This window comes from Burkholderia lata (assembly GCF_000012945.1).
Lineage (GTDB): Bacteria > Pseudomonadota > Gammaproteobacteria > Burkholderiales > Burkholderiaceae > Burkholderia > Burkholderia lata.
In genome coordinates, this window is record NC_007511.1 from 2,258,707 (window position 1) to 2,279,420 (window position 20,714).

The 20,714-nt window shown below is 66.3% G+C and carries 16 protein-coding genes; 4 read left to right on the forward strand and 12 right to left on the reverse strand.

Annotation, left to right across the window (positions count from 1 at the left end; genetic code table 11):
* Window positions 1–9: 9 nt before the first annotated feature.
* The 7 genes from BCEP18194_RS32625 to BCEP18194_RS32655 all read right to left on the reverse strand — a co-directional run bounded on the left by BCEP18194_RS32625 (window position 10) and on the right by BCEP18194_RS32655 (window position 7,620).
* On the reverse strand, window positions 10–375 hold the full coding sequence (locus BCEP18194_RS32625) for a response regulator (RefSeq protein WP_011355572.1): 366 nt from the start codon (window positions 373–375) through the stop codon (window positions 10–12).
* A 40-nt stretch (window positions 376–415) separates the two neighbouring features.
* Window positions 416–1,375 carry a chemotaxis protein CheX gene (locus BCEP18194_RS32630; RefSeq protein WP_011355573.1) on the reverse strand — a complete coding sequence of 320 codons (960 nt, stop codon included), beginning with the start codon at window positions 1,373–1,375 and terminating at the stop codon, window positions 416–418.
* 42 nt (window positions 1,376–1,417) lie between these two features.
* Window positions 1,418–1,999 carry a hypothetical protein gene (locus BCEP18194_RS32635; RefSeq protein ID WP_011355574.1) on the reverse strand — a complete coding sequence of 194 codons (582 nt, stop codon included), beginning with the start codon at window positions 1,997–1,999 and terminating at the stop codon, window positions 1,418–1,420.
* Entirely contained in the window at window positions 1,996–2,739 is a 744-nt protein-coding gene (locus tag BCEP18194_RS32640; RefSeq protein WP_011355575.1) for a methyl-accepting chemotaxis protein, read from the reverse strand. The genes BCEP18194_RS32635 and BCEP18194_RS32640 overlap by 4 nt, the downstream gene beginning before the upstream one ends.
* Before the next feature lie 7 nt (window positions 2,740–2,746).
* The gene (locus BCEP18194_RS32645) at window positions 2,747–5,128 is read right to left on the reverse strand and encodes an MCP four helix bundle domain-containing protein (RefSeq protein WP_011355576.1); all 2,382 of its coding nucleotides are present in this window, start codon (window positions 5,126–5,128) and stop codon (window positions 2,747–2,749) included.
* A gap of 456 nt (window positions 5,129–5,584) precedes the next feature.
* Window positions 5,585–7,315 carry a cation acetate symporter gene (locus tag BCEP18194_RS32650; RefSeq protein WP_011355577.1) on the reverse strand — a complete coding sequence of 577 codons (1,731 nt, stop codon included), beginning with the start codon at window positions 7,313–7,315 and terminating at the stop codon, window positions 5,585–5,587.
* Window positions 7,312–7,620: a DUF485 domain-containing protein gene (locus tag BCEP18194_RS32655; RefSeq protein ID WP_011355578.1), complete on the reverse strand. Its 309-nt coding sequence runs from the start codon at window positions 7,618–7,620 to the stop codon at window positions 7,312–7,314. The genes BCEP18194_RS32650 and BCEP18194_RS32655 overlap by 4 nt, the downstream gene beginning before the upstream one ends.
* A 656-nt stretch (window positions 7,621–8,276) precedes the next feature.
* Between BCEP18194_RS32655 and BCEP18194_RS32660 the strand changes: the two genes are divergently transcribed.
* Window positions 8,277–8,960: an alpha/beta hydrolase gene (locus tag BCEP18194_RS32660; protein WP_011355579.1), complete on the forward strand. Its 684-nt coding sequence runs from the start codon at window positions 8,277–8,279 to the stop codon at window positions 8,958–8,960.
* Between the two features lie 52 nt (window positions 8,961–9,012).
* Here BCEP18194_RS32660 and BCEP18194_RS32665 read toward each other — a convergent pair whose 3' ends face one another.
* Together BCEP18194_RS32665 and BCEP18194_RS32670 are read right to left on the reverse strand one after the other, a co-directional pair.
* On the reverse strand, window positions 9,013–10,524 hold the full coding sequence (locus BCEP18194_RS32665) for an amino acid permease (RefSeq protein WP_011355580.1): 1,512 nt from the start codon (window positions 10,522–10,524) through the stop codon (window positions 9,013–9,015).
* Between the two features lie 107 nt (window positions 10,525–10,631).
* A complete protein-coding gene (locus BCEP18194_RS32670) occupies window positions 10,632–12,038 on the reverse strand; it encodes an aspartate ammonia-lyase (RefSeq protein WP_011355581.1) in 1,407 nt (468 codons plus the stop codon).
* Window positions 12,039–12,179: 141 nt separating this feature from the next.
* On the opposite strand from BCEP18194_RS32670, the gene BCEP18194_RS32675 reads away from it, so the two are divergent.
* Entirely contained in the window at window positions 12,180–13,148 is a 969-nt protein-coding gene (locus BCEP18194_RS32675; protein ID WP_041493334.1) for a LysR family transcriptional regulator, read from the forward strand.
* A gap of 114 nt (window positions 13,149–13,262) precedes the next feature.
* Here the strand turns inward: BCEP18194_RS32675 and BCEP18194_RS32680 are convergent, their stop codons facing one another.
* Window positions 13,263–14,327 carry an asparaginase gene (locus tag BCEP18194_RS32680; RefSeq protein WP_011355583.1) on the reverse strand — a complete coding sequence of 355 codons (1,065 nt, stop codon included), beginning with the start codon at window positions 14,325–14,327 and terminating at the stop codon, window positions 13,263–13,265.
* 324 nt (window positions 14,328–14,651) lie between these two features.
* On the opposite strand from BCEP18194_RS32680, the gene BCEP18194_RS32685 reads away from it, so the two are divergent.
* Entirely contained in the window at window positions 14,652–16,892 is a 2,241-nt protein-coding gene (locus BCEP18194_RS32685) for a TonB-dependent receptor (RefSeq protein WP_041493335.1), read from the forward strand.
* 45 nt (window positions 16,893–16,937) lie between these two features.
* Here BCEP18194_RS32685 and phnY read toward each other — a convergent pair whose 3' ends face one another.
* Window positions 16,938–18,392 carry a phosphonoacetaldehyde dehydrogenase gene (gene phnY / locus BCEP18194_RS32690; RefSeq protein WP_011355585.1) on the reverse strand — a complete coding sequence of 485 codons (1,455 nt, stop codon included), beginning with the start codon at window positions 18,390–18,392 and terminating at the stop codon, window positions 16,938–16,940.
* Window positions 18,393–18,436: 44 nt separating this feature from the next.
* Window positions 18,437–18,784, reverse strand: coding sequence for a GNAT family N-acetyltransferase (locus tag BCEP18194_RS32695; RefSeq protein WP_011355586.1), 348 nt, complete (start codon window positions 18,782–18,784; stop codon window positions 18,437–18,439).
* Between the two features lie 271 nt (window positions 18,785–19,055).
* Here BCEP18194_RS32695 and BCEP18194_RS32700 point away from each other — a divergent pair, with 271 nt between their 5' ends.
* On the forward strand, window positions 19,056–20,582 hold the full coding sequence (locus tag BCEP18194_RS32700; RefSeq protein ID WP_011355587.1) for a PLP-dependent aminotransferase family protein: 1,527 nt from the start codon (window positions 19,056–19,058) through the stop codon (window positions 20,580–20,582).
* Window positions 20,583–20,714 lie beyond the last annotated feature (132 nt).

Genomic DNA, 20,714 nt, shown 5'->3' on the forward strand with positions numbered 1-20,714 from the left:
CGATGTGTGTCAGCCCGCGAGCTTCTTCAGTGCATCGAGCACCGCGTCGCCCTTGAACGGCTTCACGATCCAGCCCTTCACACCGGCGGCCTTGCCGCGTTCCTTCATCGCCGGGCTGCTTTCGGTCGTCAGCATCACGACGTTGACCGTCGAGTTCGCCAGTTCGCCGCGGATCTTCTCGACCATCGTCAGGCCGTCCATGTTCGGCATGTTCACGTCGCTGATCACGAGGCGCACGCCGGGCGTCGCCTTGAGCTTCGCGAGGCCGTCCTTGCCGTCGACAGCCGTCGCGACATCAAGCCCGTGATTGCGCAGGAAGCCCGCGACCTCGTCGCGCACCGTGCCCGAATCGTCGACCACCAGAATCTTTGCCATGTCGTATTCCCCTTCCTTTCCTTGTTGCTGACTTCAGTATTCAAAACAGTTCGAGTTCGCCCGATTCGACCATCGGCCCCACGTCCTGCACCGATTCGCGGAAATCCTCCGGCGACCAGCTCAGGCTGAACACGAAGCGCTGGTCGAGACAGACGGAGCGCCCCGATGCCGGATCGGTCATCCGGTACTTGAAGCAGAGCTGCGGGCAGTCGCCGCCGAACGAGATGAATTTCTGCTTGTGATTGACGACGAGCGGCACCTGCACCGGATGGCGGGCCAGCGCCTCGGCGTCGCCGAGATAGCGGTTCTTGAACGCGCCCCACACGAGGTTGGTCAGTTCGCCGAGCACGCTGTTCACGTCGCGGAAATCCGGTGCGCGGCCGTCGTCGCGCGTGCCGCCGAGCATGTCGAGCAGCGGCTGCTCGCTCGTCTGCAGCAGCATGTAGCCGCGGCACCACGCGCTTTCGAGCGCGATCAGGCTGAACACTTCGCCGAAGATGATCTGGTCGCGCACGATGCACGGCGTTTCGTGCTCGATCGTCATGCCCGGGAACAGGCTGTCGATACGCGCCTCGGTGATCTCCGAGATGCCGCGCACGAGTGCGTTCGGGTAGTCGCGGCCAAACAGGTACTCGTCGATCGCGCGCTTGAGCGGCGTCATGTCGTCCGCGACGTAGGCCGCGCATGCGACGCGCGCGAGTGCCTCCGGCAGCCCGTCGCGCGATGCGAGCGACTCGCGGCGCAGGATGATCGGCAGCTCGGGGCGCAGCGCATCGATCTGCGTCGCGATGATCGCGCTCTCGGCCGGCGAGCCGCCGTAATCCTCGGCCAGCAGGATCGCACCGAGGTCGATGTTCGAGCGCAGCACCTTCAGCAACCGGTTGCGCCGTACGGTCAGGCCGACCAGGTTGTGCTCGTCGCAGAAACGCTTGATCGCGTCGGCATGCGCGCGACTGTCATCGAGCACGAGCACCTTGCTGACGGGTTTGTCCAGGGTCATCTCAAGGGTTCCTAATGGTCGGTCTGGGTCGGTCGGAGTCGGTCAGAACAGTTCGAGCTCGCCGCCGGTATCCACCGTGGCCGTTGCCGGCACATGGAAATCGACCGGCGCGTTCGCGCACACGCACAACGTCGCACCCACCCGCACGTCGCCGTCGAGCGTCAGGTCGTAGGCAGCCACGTGATCCGGCGAAAGTGCGGGCAGGTAGTCGATGCTCGATCCGCTCAGCAGATACGGCGTCGACATCCCGAGGTCGGGAAACGGCGCGGTCAGCGCCTGGTTGATCGCGCCGCAGCACAGGTTCGCGACTTCCATGAATGCTTCGGGCAGCGGCCGCTGGCTGCTCGTGCCCGCCGTCGCGCCGGCGAAATGGCGGCGCGTCGCATCGTCGTCGCTGAAGCGCAGCGCGAGCAGCAGGCGGAAATGCAGCGCCGAGATCGTCAGCACCGCGACATGCTCGGGCACCTTCGGCTTCGACCGCGACTTCGCGGGCGCGTGATCCTGCCCGTCGTGGGTGTGGCCGGCGGACGGCCGGATGTCGCACGCGCCGCCGGATGCGAGCCGCGTGCGCGCCGCGTCGAAGAAAATCCGCTCGAAGCCGGCTTTCGCCTGCGCGCTGATCACGCCGCGCCTCCGTCGATTCGCGCGTGCAGCTGCCCGGCGAGCGTCTCGACGGTCGCGAGCGCGGCCGTGATCATCTTGCCGCCGGCCTGGATGTCCTGGAACGTCGCGGCCGTCACGAGATCGTTGCGGTTCAGGCTGTCGCGATAACTGTTCGACAGTTGCTGCGAGCGCGCGGCCAGCCCGCGCACCTCGCTCGCGACGATCGAAAAGCCGCGCCCGGCCGTGCCGGCGCGTGCGGCCTCGATCGACGCGTTCAGCGACACGATCGACACGTGCGCGACGATCGCCGACAGCTCCTGGTTCTTCGTGCGCATGTCCTGGTTCTGCGTGGTCAGCGAGATCATCTGCTCGTGCCAGCGCTCGAAGGTGCCGGCGAGCCCGCGCAGGCGCGCGGCTTCGTCGGCGATCTTCATCGCGTGCTGCGCGAGCGCCGTTCGATCGGCCGACAGCGCCTGCATGGCGTCGCGCTGCGTGCCGGTCGCGGAGGTCTCGCGCGCCAGCGCATCCTCGAGCTGCGCCTCGCGCTGCGCCCATGCGTCGGCCGCCTCCGCGTGCACCGACGCGGCGTCGGCGACGCGCGCATCGGCTGCGTCGAGCGCGCCGCGCAACTGCGCCGTATCACGTTCAAGCGCCCCGACGAGCCGCTTGCGCGTCACACGAAACACGACCGCCGCCACGATTGCGACGACGGCACCGCCCGCCAGTGCGGCCGCCATCTGGATCATCCACGCCTGCACCATCACGTCGTCACTCCACCGTGCCGATATCCGCGCTGCGCACACGTTCGTGCGCGACGCCCTGGGCAGCACCGTCCGCCGCGAAGCGGGCCGGCAGCGACACGATCGTCTCGAACGCGCGATACGGTGCGCCGACGCGATCGTCGGTGAAACGCAGTGCGATATCGCCGCCGTCGCGCTTCAGGAAGTTGCGCACCGCGTCCATGCCGACGCCACGGCCCGACACTTCGGTCACAGCATTCGCGGTCGAGAAACCCGGCCGGAAGATCAGCTCGGCCACTGCGTCGTCGGACAGCGCCGCGTCGTGGTCGGCATCGATCCAGCCACGCTCGCGGGCAATGCCGCGAATCCGGTCGAGCGCGAGGCCGCGGCCGTCGTCGCTCAGCACGAACCACAGCTCGCCGCCGCCCACGCCGACTGCGATATCGATCGTGCCGGACGCTGCCTTGCCGGCCGCGCGCCGCTCGTCGGACGATTCGATCCCGTGGTCCATCGAGTTGCGCAGCAGGTGCATGAACACGTTCTTCAGCGTCGCGGCGATCTCGCTGCGCACACGGTGGCCGTGGCTGTCGATATGCACGACGGGCGCCGGCTTGCCGAGTTCGGCCGCGAGCGACGGCAGCGACTCGATCACGCCGCCGAGCGCATCGCCGATACCCTGCGTGCCGAGCTGGCTCAGCATGCGGCGCACGGCGTCGCGCGCCGCATGCCAATCGGCCGCGTTCGCCGGATCGGCGCCGTCGAGCACGCGCAGGCTCTCGCTGATGTGCGCGCGTTCGACCATCAGGAAGTCGGCGCCCTGCACCGCCTCGCCGCTGCGTCCGAGCGTGACCGCGTTGATCGTCGCGTAGTGCTCGACCGCGTCGCGCACGCGGGCCAGGTCGTCCATCAGCGCGTCGCGGTTCCACTCGGGGCCGCCGTCCGCGCGGCGCAGCGAGTCGTACGCCTGCTCCGCTTCATGGACGATGTTCGTCAGGTGCTGGAGGCTGTACGTGCGCGCATTGCCCTTGATCGTGTGCATGTTGCGGAACAGCGCCGCGACGATCGAGTGATCGGCGCGTTCGTGCTGGCGAATCATCCGCTCGTTCTCGCTCAAGAAGCCCTTCGCGCTGTGCACGAAGTCGTGGAACTTGTCCTGGCTGATCGACAAAATCTCGCCAATCATCTCGAGGCGGCGCTGCTGCTCGCCGGCCTGCGCGGTCAGCTCGCGAATCTCGGTCACGTCGCGCACGCACAGCATCAGGCGCACAACCGTATCGGTCTCGTCGGTGATCGCCGACCAGCTCAGGTCGAGCCACTTGTCGCGGCCGTCCGGCATCCGCTTCGCGACTTCGTTCACCAGCAGGTGCTCGTTGAACTCGAAGTTCATGCTGTCTTCGCCGAGGCACGCATGCACGGCCGCATCGACCTGCGAGCGGGCGTCGGAACCGATGTTCGAGTCGTCGAACACGAGCGCCATCAGGTCGCGGCCCGCGATGTCGCTCGTCTCGAAGATGGTTTCGAGGTACGCCGAATACTCCGCATGCACGACGCCGCCTTCGACGACGGTCAGGATCCCCTGCTGCATGTTCTGCAGCATCGCCTGGATGTCGGCCGTCTTCTGCTTGAGCTGCGCCGAGTTCTCCTGGATCTTCTCGATCATCCCGTTGAACGCGACGATAGAATGGCCGATTTCGTCCATCCGGCCCACCGGCACGCGGCGCGTGAAATCCTGGCTCGTCGCGATCTCGCTCATCGCCGTCTGCATCCCGATCAGCGGACGCGTGATCTGGCGATACAGCAGCAGGCCGAGCGCGGTCAGCAGCACGATCACCGTGCCGGCGACGCCCGCGATCGCGGTCGCCGTCGTCGAGAGCATCCCGTTCAGCGCGCTGATCGCGTCGTCCTTCTGGCGGTTCTTCTCGACGCGCAGCGTGTCGACGATGCTTTCGAGTTCATCGCGATACTGCGCGACGTTCGCGAACAGGTACGCCTGCGCCATCTCGGGCTTGCCGTCGGCTTTCATCTTCACGGTGTCGTCGATCGCCGCGAAATAGTTCGTGGCGCTCTCCTTCGCCTGCGAGACGAGCCCGACCTGCGCCTGGCCGACCGCCGACTTCGCCTGCACGTCGAGCGCGGCGCGCAGCGCGCCCTGCTTCGCCTTCAGCTCGTCGCGCGCCTGGGCGGCGGTGTTCGCGTCGGGCGCGTAGACGAGCGTCATCGTCGCGATCTGGATGTTCTTCACATCGGCGACGAGATCCGCCGACGCGAGCGCGCTCGGCACGATTCCCTGGGTGACCTGGCGTACCTCGGACGCGCTCTTGCGTGTCTGGTACACGGCATAGATGCCGATCGCGGACAGCGCGAAGAACGTCAGGACGACTAGCAGCGTAATGCGATGACGAATGGTCATGAGTACAGCTCCCCGCAGCGATTCGGCTTCGATCGCCGTTTGGTCTATTGAAAGAATGTGAGCGCCGAATTATCGGGGATGGTGTATGACGCTCCGATGACCGGAAATCAATCATTCATTGATAAAAATGAAATGAATAATTGTGCCGAAAGAGCCCTAAAGTATCGCCGAAATCTGCCGTTAACCTCATGCCACAAGGCTTCACGCGGCGATCCTGCTCGGCCGGAAAATCCTAGATACGGATATTTGATTTTTATTTATTTAATCCGCGGATTAACCGAAATCGGGCTTTCGTAAAACGTTTGCGCATTATCGACGAATTCGGTCGAATTCGCGATTTTTTATTTCCGAAGTGTGATTCGACGAACGGATGAAAACGATACCGCCCGCCCTGGGGCCGACGATGCGATGCGCTGCATCGTCAGCCCCGGGCGGGCGTGACAGGCTAACGACCGGTCAGTGGCTGCTGGCGCGAGTCGCCCCCAGCCCCGTTTCCGAACGCACCTGCTGCGCGGCGAACGCGCCCTTCTCCGCCTTCGCGCGCAGGCTCGTGTCGAGTACCGAGAACAGCCACACGCCGACGAAGCCGATCGTCATCGAGAACAGCGCGGGCGACGTGTACGGAAACCACGCCGAACCCTTCGGATAACCCAGCGTCGCTTCCCACACCGACGGCGACACGATCGTCAGCCCCACCGACGAGACCAGCCCCAGAAAGCCGCCGATGACCGCGCCGCGCGTGGTGCAACCCTTCCACATCATCGACAGGAACAGCACCGGGAAGTTGGCCGACGCGGCCACCGCAAACGCCAGCGACACCATGAACGCGACGTTCTGCTTCTCGAACGCGATGCCCAGCAGCACGGCGATCACGCCGAGCACCAGCGTCGTGATGCGCGACACCCTCAGCTCGTCGGCACTATTCGCGTTGCCGTTCTTGAAGACGGTGGCGTAGAGGTCGTGCGACACCGCGGACGCGCCCGACAGCGTGAGCCCGGCGACCACCGCCAGAATCGTCGCGAACGCCACGGCCGAGATGAAGCCGTAGAACACGTCGCCGCCCACCGTCTTGGCCACCAGCACCGCCGCCATGTTGGCCGTGCCCGCGCCGCCCTTGATCACGCCCTTCGCGACGTCGGCCAGTTCCGGATTGGTCAGCACCAGCGTGATCGCACCGAAGCCGATGATGAAGATCAGCACGTAGAAGTAGCCGATCCACGTGGTCGCCCAGAACACGGACTTGCGCGCTTCCTTCGCATCCGGCACCGTGAAGAAGCGCATCAGGATGTGCGGCAGGCCGGCGGTGCCGAACATCAGCGCCATGCCGAACGAGATCGCCGAGATCGGATCCTTGATGAACCCGCCCGGCGACATCACCGACAGCCCGATCCGGGTCGCGTCGTCCGGCGCTTTGCCGGCATTCGCGGCAATCGCGGTCTTGACTTCCACCGCATGGGCGAACAGCGCCTCCGGGCTGAAGCCGTACTGCGCGAGCACCATGATCGCCATGAACGTCACACCCGCGAGCAACATGCACGCCTTGATGATCTGCACCCAGGTGGTGGCCGTCATGCCGCCGAACAGCACGTAGACCATCATCAGCGCGCCGACGATGACCACCGCCACCCAGTAGTCGAGACCGAACAGCAGCTTGATGAGCTGCCCCGCGCCCACCATCTGCGCGATCAGGTAGAACGCCACCACCACCAGCGTACCGATTGCGGCGAAACTGCGGATCGGCCCTTGCTCGAAGCGGTAGCCCGCGACGTCGGCGAAGGTGAACTTGCCGAGGTTGCGCAGCCGCTCGGCCATCAGGAACGTGATGATCGGCCAGCCGACCAGGAAGCCGATCGAGTAGATCAGGCCGTCGTAACCCGACGTCATCACCGCGGCGGAAATGCCGAGGAAGGATGCGGCCGACATGTAGTCGCCCGAGATCGCCAGACCGTTCTGAAATCCGGTAATGCCGCCGCCGGCGGTGTAGAAATCCGCGGCGGAACGCGTGCGCGAAGCCGCCCACTTGGTGATCCACAACGTCCCTGCGACGAACAGCGCGAACAGGACGATGGCCGTGGTGTTGGTTGCCTGCTTGGCGGTCTGCCCGACATCGCCGCCGCCCGCGACGGCCATGCCGCACGCGCCTACTGCCAGCAGCGCGACCAGCGTCATCGAAAGAGTCTTCTTCATTGGGCGACGTCCTGCAGGATGTCCTGCGTCAGTTGATCGTATTCGTTGTTCGCGCGGCGCACGTAGATGCCGGTGATGACGACGGTGAACACGATCACCGCCATGCCGACCGGTACGCCGACACTCGTCACGCCGGTGCTGACGGGCTTCGCGAGGAACGACTTGTCGAATGCGATCAGTGCGATGTAGCCGTAGTACACGATCAGCATCAGCACGGTCAGGAAGATGCCGAGCGTATTGCGCCGCCGCTTGAGCTGCGCATACTTCGGATGCGCTTCGATTTTTTTCACCAACCCATCATGCATCGCCTGTCTCCTGGTTTGCTCTTGAATGAGTGCGGCGATTCTGAACAGCGAAGCTGACTGCGCGCTTACTCGATCTTTCACGAGCGCACTATGGTTTTCCCTAGCGGTACCGGGTGCTGTGTCGCTGTCGCGCTTGATGCGTGTACGCGACCGTGCGCAAGGCGCGCTGTCACGTCGCCGCTGTTTCGGCGTAGCGATGCGGGTTAGTCGGGACGCAATTTTTCGATAGTCCTCAATAAACGGATACTTCCGCGCAAGGACGGTCACTCGCATCGATCGAGTTGGTGGAGGGGCATGCACGTATCCGGGAGTCGGCATCCGTGCGGCAACGACGAAGCCGAGACAACCATGTCGCACGCTCGCGGCGCCGAAACGGCGACGGATTTTGTGAAACGACAATCAACCGAAAAAAGACTGCCGCCGTCAGTGAGTTTCCGACGCTCGTCGTGAAACTGCTTCAAACGACGGCCAGGTTCTGGATCCCGTCAACGCCCTTCGCCGGCGGCGGCATGGCTGTGGTTCAGGAGACGACGGCACGCCCGGCTCGCGGCACCGCATTCATTCCATTCAGGAAACAATCAATCGCACACCGGCGATTCACGTCGCAGTCCGCACGCCCTAGACTGTCGCATCGCTCCCCCTTCCGGACCCACGCAATGACCGACGTCCTGCCGCTGACCACCGATCCCGAGTCGGGCCTCCAGTACCGCCTGCGCCCGGCCACCGGCCGCCCCGCCGCCCGCCTGTTGCTGCTGCATGGCGTCGGCGGCAACGAAACCAACCTGCTGAACCTGGCCGACGTCATCGATCCGCGCATCGAGATCGCATTCCTGCGCGGCCCGCTCACGTTCGGGCCCAACCAGCACGCGTGGTTTCCGGTGCGTTTCGGCCCGAACGGCCCCGAAATCGACGCGGCCCGTGCAGACGCGAGCCGCACCAAGCTGATCACGCTGCTGCACGCCTTCCACGCCGGCAGTGACGCGGGCGCCGCGTTGCCGACGGTGATTGCCGGCTTCAGCCAGGGCGGCATCATGAGCGCGAGCGTCGGCCTCACGTCGCCGCAGGACGTCACCGCATTCGCGGTGTTGTGCGGGCGCATCCTGCCCGAAATCGATCCGCTGATCGCGCCGCGCGATGCACTCCGCCCGCTCCATGCGCTGATCGTGCACGGCCGCTACGACGACAAGCTGCCCGTCGCATGGGCCGACACCGCCGACGCGAAACTCACGGCGCTCGGCGTCGCGCACGATACGCGGCTGTACGCGGCCGGCCACGAACTGACCGCGGAGATGGCGGGCGATTTCGGCCGCTGGGTCGGCGAGCGCACCGGGTTGAACTGACTGTCACGGCACGCCGGGGCGCCGGCCGCGAACGACCCGGCGCGCCCCTTCTTTAAGCGCCCCGCGCCGGATCGGCGACGGCGTGCGTGGCCGCGGACGCACGTGCATCCGCCACCTGCTCCCGCGCAGCACCGCGCTTCGCCAGCTTCCAGCCGACCACCAGCGCGAGCACGACGACCGGAATCGTCGCGATGGTCCACGTGCCGCCCGGATAGTCGAATGCCATCAGCACCAGCACGCCGACGAGGAAGGCCAGCGTGAGCCACGACGTGAACGGCGCGCCGGGCATCCGGAACGACACGGCCTTCAGCTCGCCGCGATCGACCGCGCGACGGAACAGGATCTGGCACATGACGATGAAGCCCCACGTCGTGATGATCCCGAGCGACGCCATGTTCAGCACGATCTCGAACGCCTGGGCCGGCACGATGTAGTTCAGCGGCACGCCGATCGCATTGATCGCGACCGTGATCAGGATCCCGCCGTACGGCGCGCCGCGTGCGTTCATCCGCGACACGAAGCGCGGCGCGGAACCGCCCATCGCGAGCGAGCGCAGCACGCGCCCGGTCGAATAGAGGCCGGAGTTCAGGCTCGACAGCGCGGCGGTCAGCACCACGACGTTCATCACGGTGCCGACGTACGGCACGCCGAGCTTGCTGAAGAACGTCACGAACGGGCTTTCGTGCGCGCTGTACGCCGTCCACGGCAGCAGCATCGTCAACAGCACGACCGAGCCGACGTAGAACAGCGCAATGCGCCACATCACGCTGTTGATGGCTTTCGGCAAGACCTTGCGCGCATCGGCGGTCTCGCCCGCCGCGACGCCGACGAGCTCGATGCTCGCGTAAGCGAACACGACGCCCTGCACGATCAGCACGGCCGGCAGGATGCCGTGCGGAAAGATCCCGCCGTGATCCGCGACGAGATGCAGCCCCGGCATCTGGCCGGCGACCGGATGGCCGCTCGCGAGAAACACGGCGCCGACCGCGAGGAACACCGCGAGCGTGCCGACCTTGACGATCGAGAACCAGAACTCCATCTCGCCGAACACCTTCACGCCGATCATGTTCATCACCGACACGATCCCGAGCGCGCCGAGCGCGAACACCCACTGCGGCACGTCCGTGAACACGGCCCAGTACTTCATGTAGATCGCGACCGCGGTGATGTCGACGATGCCGGTCGTCGCCCAGTTCAGGTAGTACATCCAGCCCGCGACGAACGACGCGCGCTCGCCCATGAACTCCCGTGCGTACGACACGAAGCTGCCGCTGGTCGGCCGGTGCATCACGAGCTCGCCGAGCGCGCGCATGATCAGGAACGCGAACACGCCGCACACGAGATACACGAGCGCGAGCGCGGGCCCCGCGTGCTGCAGGCGGCCGCCCGCCCCGAGAAACAGGCCGGTGCCGATCGCACCGCCCATCGCGATCATCTGCACGTGCCGCGGCTTCAACTGCTTCGCGTAGCCGGCTTCGTGCGACGCGAACATCGCATCGGGGTCGGCATGACGGGAATCCGCGCCGCCGGCCGGATCGGCCGGGCGCTCGCTGTTGTGGGTCATTGTGAGTCTCCAATGTTTCTTGATGTGTCGCGCCCCGCGCGGGGCGCGCTTCTGGCTCTATCGCGCGCGGGCCGCCGGCGGCATGCGCCGGCGCCGCGCAGTCGGCGTCAAAGCACGCGCGGCCGGATCAGTGCTTCGGGCTGCAGCGCTTCTTCGACCTGCGCATCGGTCATCCACTCGCGCTCCAGCACGACCTCGCGGATCGACTTGCCGGTCGCATGCGCTTCGGCCGCCACGGCGGTCGCGCGCTTGTAACCGATGTACGGGTTCAGCGCGGTCGCGAGCGCGACCGAGCGCTCCATCGTTTCGCGCAGCCGCTCCGGGTTCGCGGTGATCCCGCTCACGCACCGCTGCGCGAGCGTCGTGCAGGCGGCCGTCAGGTGGCTGAAGCTGCGGAACAGCGCGCTGGCGATCACCGGCTCGAACGCGTTCAACTGAAGCTGCCCGGCCTCGGCGGCGAAGGTCACGGTCAGGTCGTTGCCGAACACCTCGAACGCGACCTGGTTGACGACTTCCGGGATCACCGGATTCACCTTGCCGGGCATGATCGACGAGCCGGCCTGCACGGGCGGCAGGTTGATTTCGCCGAACCCCGCGCGCGGGCCGCTCGACAGCAGCCGCAGGTCGTTGCAGATCTTCGACAGCTTCACGGCGATCCGCTTGAGCACACCCGACACCTGGACGAACGCGCCGCAATCCTGCGTTGCTTCGATCAGGTTCGGCGCGGTGCTCAGGTCGAGCCCGGTGATGCGCCGCAGCGCCGCCAGCGCCTTCTCCGCGTACTGCGGATGCGCGGTGATCCCCGTGCCGATCGCGGTCGCGCCGAGGTTGATCTCGCGAATCAGCCAGCCGGCTTCCTGCAGGCGCGCGATGTCTTCCGTCAGCATCACCGCGTAGGTCGAGAACTCCTGGCCGAGCGTCATCGGCACCGCGTCCTGCAGCTGCGTGCGGCCGAGCTTCAGCAAGCCGGCGAACGCGTCGGCCCGCTCGGCGAACGCATCGCGCAGGCGCGCCATCGCTTCGAGCAGGTGCTCGACCGCGAAGCAGGTCGCGACGCGGATCGCGGTCGGATAGACGTCGTTGGTGCTCTGCGCAAGGTTCACGTGCTCGTTCGGATGCAGGTATTCGTACTGCCCGCGCGCGTGCCCCATGATTTCGAGCGCGCGGTTGCAGATCACCTCGTTCGCGTTCATGTTGGTCGACGTGCCGGCGCCGCCCTGGATGATGTCGACGACGAACTGGTCGTGCAGGCGCCCTTCGCGGATCTCGACGCACGCGGCGGCGATCGCATCGCGGCACGGCTGCGGCAGCAGCCCGAGCTCGCAGTTGGCGTCGGCTGCGGCCTCCTTCACCGCGGCGAGCGCCATCACGAGGTACGGCAGCGACGCAATGGTGCGGCCCGAAATGTCGAAATTCTCCTTCGCGCGCAGCGTATGGACGCCGTAGTACGCGTCGTCCGGAATACTTCGTTTACCTAAAAGATCCGCTTCGACGCGGAAGCCGTTTTCTGTCATCGTGCCCTCCTGGGTGTCTCGTGCCGCTCGTCGTTCGCCGCTTCCCGACGCGACGGGTTCGCATTCTATGCCTTTGCAAAAACAAGCTCGCTTCTGTATTATCGAAAGCGGTTTTGCGTGGGACGCAACAGCGAGAATCGAATGAAAAAAGGCGCGAGAGAAACCGGCATCGATCACATGGGCGCGATGCGCGCGTTCGTCAGAGTGGTCGAAACGGGGAGTTTTTCGGCGGTCGCGAAGGAGATGCATGTGTCGACGTCCACCGTCGCGCGCAAGGTCACGGCGATCGAGGAGGCCCTCGGCGTCGCGCTGCTGCACCGCTCGACGCACAGCGTGACGCTCACCGAAGCCGGCCATATCTACCTGGAACGCGCCGTCACGCTGATCGCCGATCTCGACGACACCTTGCGCGTCGTCGCCGAGCTGAATGCGCAGCCGAGCGGCCCGCTGAAGCTCACCGCGCCGGTGGCATTCGGCCGCCGCCATCTGGCGCCGCTGGTCGCACCGTTTCTCGCGCGCTACCCGACGATCCAACTCGACGTACGGCTCACCGACAACCACAACGACCTCGTGGCCGGCGGCTTCGATCTCGACATTCACGAAGGCGAGAACTACCTGGACAACCTCGTCGTCCACCGCCTGTCGCGCAACGACAGCATCCTGTGCGCGACGCCCGGCTATCTCGACCGCTGCGGGCGCCCGTCCACGCCGGACGAGCTCAAGCAACACAACTGCCTGCGCTATGTGCATCCGGAAGGCGATCCGCGCTGGGATCTCGTGAACGGCGATGCGCATCACAGCCTGTTGCCGGCCGGCAACCTCGTCACCGACCACTCGGAGCTGCTGCTCGAAGCGACCTGCGCGGGGCTCGGCATCGCGGAGTTCGAGATCTGGCTGGTGCGCGACCTGCTCGCGAGCGGCCGGCTCGAAGCCGTGCTGCCGCGCTACCGGCTGCAGAACCGGCTGACGGGCGAATACATCTACATCGCGTATCTCGCGAACCGGCGCAGCTCGGCGAAGCTGCGCGTGCTGAAGGACTTTCTCGCGGAACACCTCGCGCATGTCGGCGAGTTGTCGGCGCTGGAACTGACGAAGATTCGCGGCGCTTAGCGCGTAGCGCACGCGCTCGCCTTCACGCTCGCGCCGACCGACAGGCAGACGCGCGCGCACGCCGCCACGCACGGCCCGGGTCGCGGGCCGGCGGCGTCAGCGCATCCGCACCGTTCAGCCCGGCTGCAATTCGAACGGGAACGCGGCGTGCCCGATCTCGACGCCCTGTGTGTTGACCATCCGCGGCCGATGGAAGCCGGCCAGTGGCGCGCGCTGCGCGGCCGTGCCGATCTGCAGCCGCTCGAGGAGTTCGCTGACGACCATGTAGAGCACGTCGAGATTGCCGTCCTCGATCTTCACCGAGATGCCGAGCGCGCCGTCGGCACCCAGCGCCCGCGTGCGCTCGGACGCCCGCACGCCGATCCCGTAGCACGCATCGGCGCCGAGCTTGCCGACCACCTGCCCGTCGAACGCGTTCATCAGCACCGTGCAATAGCGCCCGTCGCCGGCAACCAGCTCCGGATAGGCGGTCATCGCACGATGAATCCGCGCCAGCGCACGCACGCGATCGGTGATCGCGTCACCGCCCGCCTCCACCGTATCCGCGCCGTCGGCCAGCGACGCGTAGAGCCGCGCGAGCCGGTCGAGCGAAAACGCCGGCGTCGGCAGGTTGCACCCGTCGATCGCCCAGCCCACTTCGTCGTCACGCAGCCCGCACGCATCGGCCACCACGTGCTTCACGCGCACCTGCATCGGATGATCGGGCAGATGGTAATCGGCAATCGCGGCGCCGATCGCCTGCGCGCCGGCCAGCATCCCGACATGCTTGCCCGAACAGTTGCTGCACACGCCGGTCGGCGTGTAGTCGCGCTTGATCCATGAGCGGTACACCGCGTCGGACAACGGCGGATGGCCGCCGCAACGCAAGTCCGATTCGTGTGCAGCGACCTTCGCGAGCATCGCGCGCGCGCGCTCGATATGCCGGTCCTCGCTGCTGTGCGATGCGCACATCAACGCGATGTCCGCATCGTCGAAGCCGAAGCGTTCGGGCGCACCCGTCTCGATCACCGACAGCGCCTGCGCCGGCTTGGCCGCCGAGCGCGCCAGCGTCATCCGGAACGGATCGCCGAACCGGGCCAGCAACTTGCCGCGTGCATCGACCACCGCCACATGGGCGACGTGCGTGTTCTCGATCGCTTCGCCTCGGTACGTGACGACTGCTGCGCGTGGGGTGTCCATCGTGTGTTGTCTCCTTGCTCGGGGCCTGCTTGCCGGGGCCCGTCCAACCGGTACGGCAGTGTATCGAGTCACTGCCGCCGCACGCACGGGCGGGCGATGGAAAGCCGTGTTGCACGCGACGCAAAGGCGATCCCGCCCCCACGAAGACCTGACCAAATTAGTACAAAACCCATTCGATCGTTTACAGAATTGGTACCAATCCGTACAATTGCGACCGCAAACGCGAATCATACGCATTTACATTGACGTTTTCCGATGTTCGGCGCGGCCCGGCCGGTATCGAGAAGACGCACCTGCTCACCGAACCTTCTGCTGCCTCTCGATATGCCCGCCCAGTTCAAGACGAGGCCTCGCGCCCTCGTGTCGGCGCTGACCTGCTCCGTTTTCCTGACGCCGCTGCTCGCCTCCGCCGAAACCGCCCCTGCTTCCGCCCCCGCCGCCGACCAGCCTGCCCCGTCCGCCGACGTGCAAGCAACGCTGCCGACGATCAACGTCAAGTCGACCGCACCGTCGGACCTGCAGGTGAAGCGTTCGCCGTCGTACAAGTTCACCGCGCCGCTGCTCGACACGCCGCGTTCGATCACGGTGATCCCGGAGCAACTGATCAAGGAAAAGAACGTCACGTCGTTCGCCGACGCGCTGCGCTCGGTGCCGGGCATCACGTTCCTCGGCGGCGATGCAGCCGCGAACCCGTCGGCCGATCGCCCGGTGATCCGCGGCTTCGAATCGCGCAACTCGATCTTCGTCGACGGAATGCGCGACTCGGGGCTGCAGAACCGCGAAACGTTCGCGGTCGAGCAGATCAGCGTGATCAAGGGCCCCGATTCGGTCTATGCGGGCCGCGGCTCGGTGGGCGGCAGCATCGACATCGTCACGAAGACGCCGAAGAACGACGACTTCATCAACAGCAGCATCGGTTTCGGCACCGACGGCTACAAGCGCGCGACGGTCGACGCGAACCACAAGATCAACGACACGACGGCCGTGCGCCTGAACGTGATGGGTCACGACGCGAACCAGGCCGGCCGCAACGACGTGTACAACAAGCGCTGGGGCGTCGCGCCGTCGATCGTGTTCGGGCTGAATACGCCGACCACGGTCACGGTCAGCTACTACCACATGAACTCGTACGACATGCCGGACTTCAGCGTGCCGTTCCGCGCGTCGGGCGGCACGCCGGTGCCGACCGATCGCGGGCAGTTCTTCGGGCTGAACACGCGCGACTACCGCTACGGGCAGACCGACACCGCCCAGGTGCGCGTCGAGCACAAGCTCAACGACGACTGGAAGCTGAAGAACACGACGATGTTCGGCCGCTCGACACTCGACTACGTCGCGACGAACCCGCAGATCCTCGCGTCGAACCCGAACATGCTGAGCCTGCAGGCGAAGAGCGGCAAGTACGCGCTCAACGGCTTCTCGAACCAGACCGAAGTGACCGGCAGCGCGAGCCTGTTCGGCATGAAGCACACGATGACGGCCGGCGTCGAGTTCAGCCATGAACAGGCGCGCTACGAGGGCTACCTCGTGTCGGATTCGGCCGGCAACAACATCCGCTCGGGCGGCCCGTGCTCGGTGGCCGGCAACTGCACGCCGCTCGCGGGCGGCTGGAACCCGAACATGCCGTGGACCGGCAACATCGTGCTGAACGGCGACAAGGGCTTCCCCGGCCCGACGACGAACACGCGCACCGACACGGTGTCCGCGTACATCTTCGATACCGTGAAGCTGTCCGAGCGCTGGCAGTTCAACACCGGGCTGCGCTTCGACCGCTACGACACGACCGGCAAGCAGGCCGGCGTGGCCGACCTGTCGAACACGTCGAACCTGTTCAGCTACCAGTTCGGCCTCGTGTTCAAGCCGGTGAGCAACGTGAGCCTGTATGCGTCGTACGGCACGTCGTCGAACCCGCCGGGTTCGAACGGCGGCCTCGGCGGCGGCACCGACCAGATCACCGCGACGAACCAGGATCTCGCACCGGAGCGCTCGCGCAACATCGAGATCGGCGCGAAGTGGGACGTGCTGCAGGATCAGCTGTCGTTGACGTCGGCGCTGTTCCAGACCGAGAAGACCAATGCGCGCGTGAGCGACGGCCTCGGTCACACGGTCAATGCGGGCAAGCAACGCGTGCGCGGCGTCGAATTCGGCTTCGCGGGCAATGTGACGCCGAAGTGGCACGTGTTCGGCGGCTACTCGTACCTGAACGCGATCACGACCGATGCAGGCCCCGGCAGCCCGGGTGCGTCGGGCCTGCCGATGGTGATGGTGCCGAAGCACAACTTCACGCTGTGGACGAGCTACGACGTGATGCCGAAGCTCACGCTCGGCGCCGGTGCGACGGTGATGAGCCAGACCTACGCGTCGGTATCCGCGACGACGAAGAAATGGACGCCCGGCTACGCACGCTTCGACGCGGCCGCAACCTGGCGCGTGAACAAGACGATGGACGTGCAGCTCAACGTGCAGAACCTGTTCGACAAGAAGTATTACTCGAGCGCGTATCCGATCTACGCGACGTGGGCGCCGGGCCGTTCGGCGATGGTCACGCTCAACTTCTATCAGTAATGCCGTTGGCGGCGGGAGGGCGCGGTACGCCCTTCCCCGCCACGCTCACCACGGCAGCGAGTACGTCTTCACGTTCGTGAAGCTCTTCATCGCTTCCTGCACGCCTTCCTTGTAACCGAGCCCCGAATCCTTCACGCCGCCGAACGGTGTCAGCTCGAGCCGGTAGCCCGGCACTTCGCGCACGTTTACGCTGCCCACTTCCAGCTCGGTGATGAAGCGCGTGATGTGGTCGAAGCGGTTCGTGCAGACCGACGACGACAGCGCGTAGTCGGTGCTGTTCGACATCCGGATCGCTTCGTCGATGTCGCTGAAGCGCATGATCGGCGATACGGGGCCGAAGGTTTCGTATTTCACCAGCGGCATGTCGGGCGTCACGCGATCGATCACCGTCGGCGAATACAGCGCGCCGTTGCGAACGTTGCCGACCAGCAGCCGCGCCCCGCGCGCGATCGCATCGTTCACCTGCTGCTCGCAGAACTTCGCGGCCGCCTCGTCGATCACCGTGCCCATGTCGACCGACGGATCGGCCGGATTGCCATACGACCACGCGCGCGTTTTCTCGACCACCAGCTCCGTGAAGCGGTCGGCTACCGACTCGTGCACGAGCATCCGCTTGATCGCGGTACATCGCTGCCCCGAGTTCTTGTACGAACCCGACACCGCCAGCGTGCTCGCTTCGTCGAGATCGGCATCGTCCATCACGATGATCGGATCGTTGCCGCCGAGTTCGAGCACCGCGCGCCGGTAGCCCATCCGCGACGCGATCGACTTGCCGATCGACACGCCGCCCGTGAACGTGATCAGGTCGATCGCCGGGTTCGTGATCAGCTCGTCGGCAATCTCCTTCGGGTCGCCGGTGAGCACTTGCAGCATCTGCGGCGGCAGGCCGGCTTCGTACAGGATGTCCGCGAACAGGTAGCACGACAGCGGCACCTTCTCCGACGGCTTCACGACCATCCGGTTGTTGGTCGCGACCGACGGCACGATCTTGTGCGCGACCTGGTTCATCGGGTGGTTGAACGGCGTGATCGCGGAAATCACGCCGAGCAGCGGATCGCGCTGCGTGTACACGCGGCGTTTCTTGCCGTGCGGGGTCAGGTCGCACGAGAAGATCTGCCCGTCGTCCTTCAACACTTCACCCGCGCCGAACGTCAGTACATCGGCCACGCGGCCGGCTTCGTAGGTCGAATCCTTGACGCACAGGCCGGACTCGGCCGTGATCAGCCCGGCAATCTCGGCCGTACGCGCACGCACGATGTCGGCTGCACGACGCAGGATCGCCGAACGATCGTGGCGCGTAAGCGTTGGCCGGTAAGCGCGTGCGACCGCGAACGCGCGCCGGACGTCGTCCAGCGTCGCCTTCGGCACGGTGCCGACCAGCGAGCCGTCGTACGGGTTGCGCACGTCGATGACTGCGTCGCGCCACACGCGCTGCCCGTCGATGCGCAACGCTTCGTAGCGCACGTCGGATGCGGGAATCGGCTTCAGGACCGTGCTCATGTCGTCTCCGTCTTCGTGTAGCGTGATCGTGGCCACGCTTTCGGTTACCGCACCACCACCAGCCCTTCGTATTCGAGGCAGCGGCACAGCGTCGCCCATGCCGGCGTATCGGGCCATTCACGCGCGCGGGCATCGATGCGGATCGGCCGGCCGAATTCGCGCGACGCGCACGCCAGCAGCGTGTGCGCGATGCCGCTGCGCCGATACGCGGGTTCGACGAACAGCCGCGTGAGCGCCGGCGATCGCGCGGCACCGCCACCGCCATCGTCGTCGTCGATGCCAAGTTCGCCGATCGCCTCGTCGTCGCGATACGCGACCGCCGTCGCACGTGCGTCGTCGAACACGATGCGGATCACGCGCTCGCAGCGATCCCTGAACACGACGACGTGCATGGCGTCCCTCTCCTTTGCATCACGCTGCAGGCGAACGCGATGCGCGCACGCCTCCCTGCGCCCGCGAACCGGGGACTTATCCGGATCGTCCAGGGGCGACGGTTTGAGTATCGTCTTGCCACGTCGGCGCGCAGTAGTGCCAGACGACACATTTCATTGAGTCCACATCCGCGGCGCGACGCGCGTATTCTCGCGACACCGCGCCCCTCGCGGGCCGCGCGCGCACCACGCGCACCGCCTCGCGTTTCCCGCACCGATCACAGGAGGAAGCATGCCGAGTCGTACCCCGACCGCCTTATGGGCCCAGCAGTTCCGGCGGTCGTCGGCGTCGAGCCTGCAGGACCAGATCCGGCGGATGCTCGTGGCCGCGATCCTCGACGGCCAGCTCGCGCCCGATGCCGCGCTGCCGTCGAGCCGCGAGCTCGCCGACCAGCTCGGCGTCGCGCGCAACACCGTCGTGCTTGCGTACCAGATGCTCGTCGAAGAGGGCTACCTGATCTCGCGCGAACGCAGCGGGCACTTCGTGAACCCGAAGATGCTCGAGGGCCTGCCCGGCTTCGCGGCCGCCAAGCCTGCTGCACAGCCCGGCGGCGGCGACGAAACGCCCGGCCGCCCCGCATGGGACAAGCGCATCGCGCATCCGCCGTCGAGGCAGCGCAACATCGTGAAGCCCGCGAACTGGCAGCACTACGAATTTCCGTTCATCTACGGGCAATTCGACCAGTCGCTGTTTCCGACCAACGACTGGCGCGAATGCTGCCTGAAGGCGCTGTCGGTGATGGAGATCCGCAACTGGGCGCCCGACCTGATCGAACGCGACGACGAATCGCTGATCCAGCAGATCCGCACGCGCGTGCTGCCGCGGCGCGGCGTGTTCGCGATGCCCGACGAGATCGTCGTCACGAACGGCTGCCAGCAGGCGCTGTACCTGATCGCGGATCTGCTGTGCGGCAAGCACACGACGGTCGGTTTCGAGAATCCCGGCTATCCGGACGCGCGCAACATCTTCGAGAACCGCAACGCGCGGCTCTTGCCGCTGCCCGTCGACGGCCACGGGATCGCACCCGCCACGCTCGGCGATACGCTCTCGCGCTGCGACTACGTGTACGTGACGCCGAGCCACCAGTGCCCGACCACCGCGACGATGCCGGTCGAGCGGCGCCGCGTGCTGCTCGATTGCGCGCAGCAGCACGATTTCGTGATCATCGAGGACGACTACGAGAGCGAGAACACGTTTTCCGGCACACCGCATCCGGCGTTGAAGAGCCTCGACACGGCCGACCGCGTGATCTACGTCGGCAGCCTGTCGAAGACGTTCGCGCCGGGGCTGCGGCTCGGCTACGTGGTCGGGCCGCGCGAGCTGATCCGCGAGCTGCGTGCGCTGCGGCGGCTGATGGTGCGCCACCCGGTCGCGTATATCCAGCGCGCGTTCGCGACCTTTCTCGCGCTCGGCCATCACGACGCATTGCTGCGCCGGCTCGCGCATGCGTACAGCGAGCGCTCGCAGGCGTTGATGGCTGCGCTCGACGCGCATTTGCCGGAAGCGCGCTACGTGCAGGTGACGGGCGGCGCGTCGTGCTGGGTCGAAGGCCCGCCGTGGCTCGATGCGACGCGCCTCGCCGCCGATGCGCAGGAAGCCGGCATCCTGATCGAGCCGGGCAGCGTGTTCTTCATGAACGACGAAGGCGATGCGCGACGCTGCTTCCGGATGGGATTTTCCGCGATCCCGCTCGAGCGGATCGAGCCGGGTGTGCGTGCGCTCGCGCAATGTGTGCGCACGCAACGTCCGGGGGCCTGACCTCAGGCGCAAAGGCGTCGTGCGCCGGCGCTGTGCAGTCAACCGGAAGCACGAACGTCGCGTGTGCGGCGGTCAGCCAACCCGTTTCGACGATCGGCCGTGTTCACCCTGCGGGGTGACTCACGGCCGCGC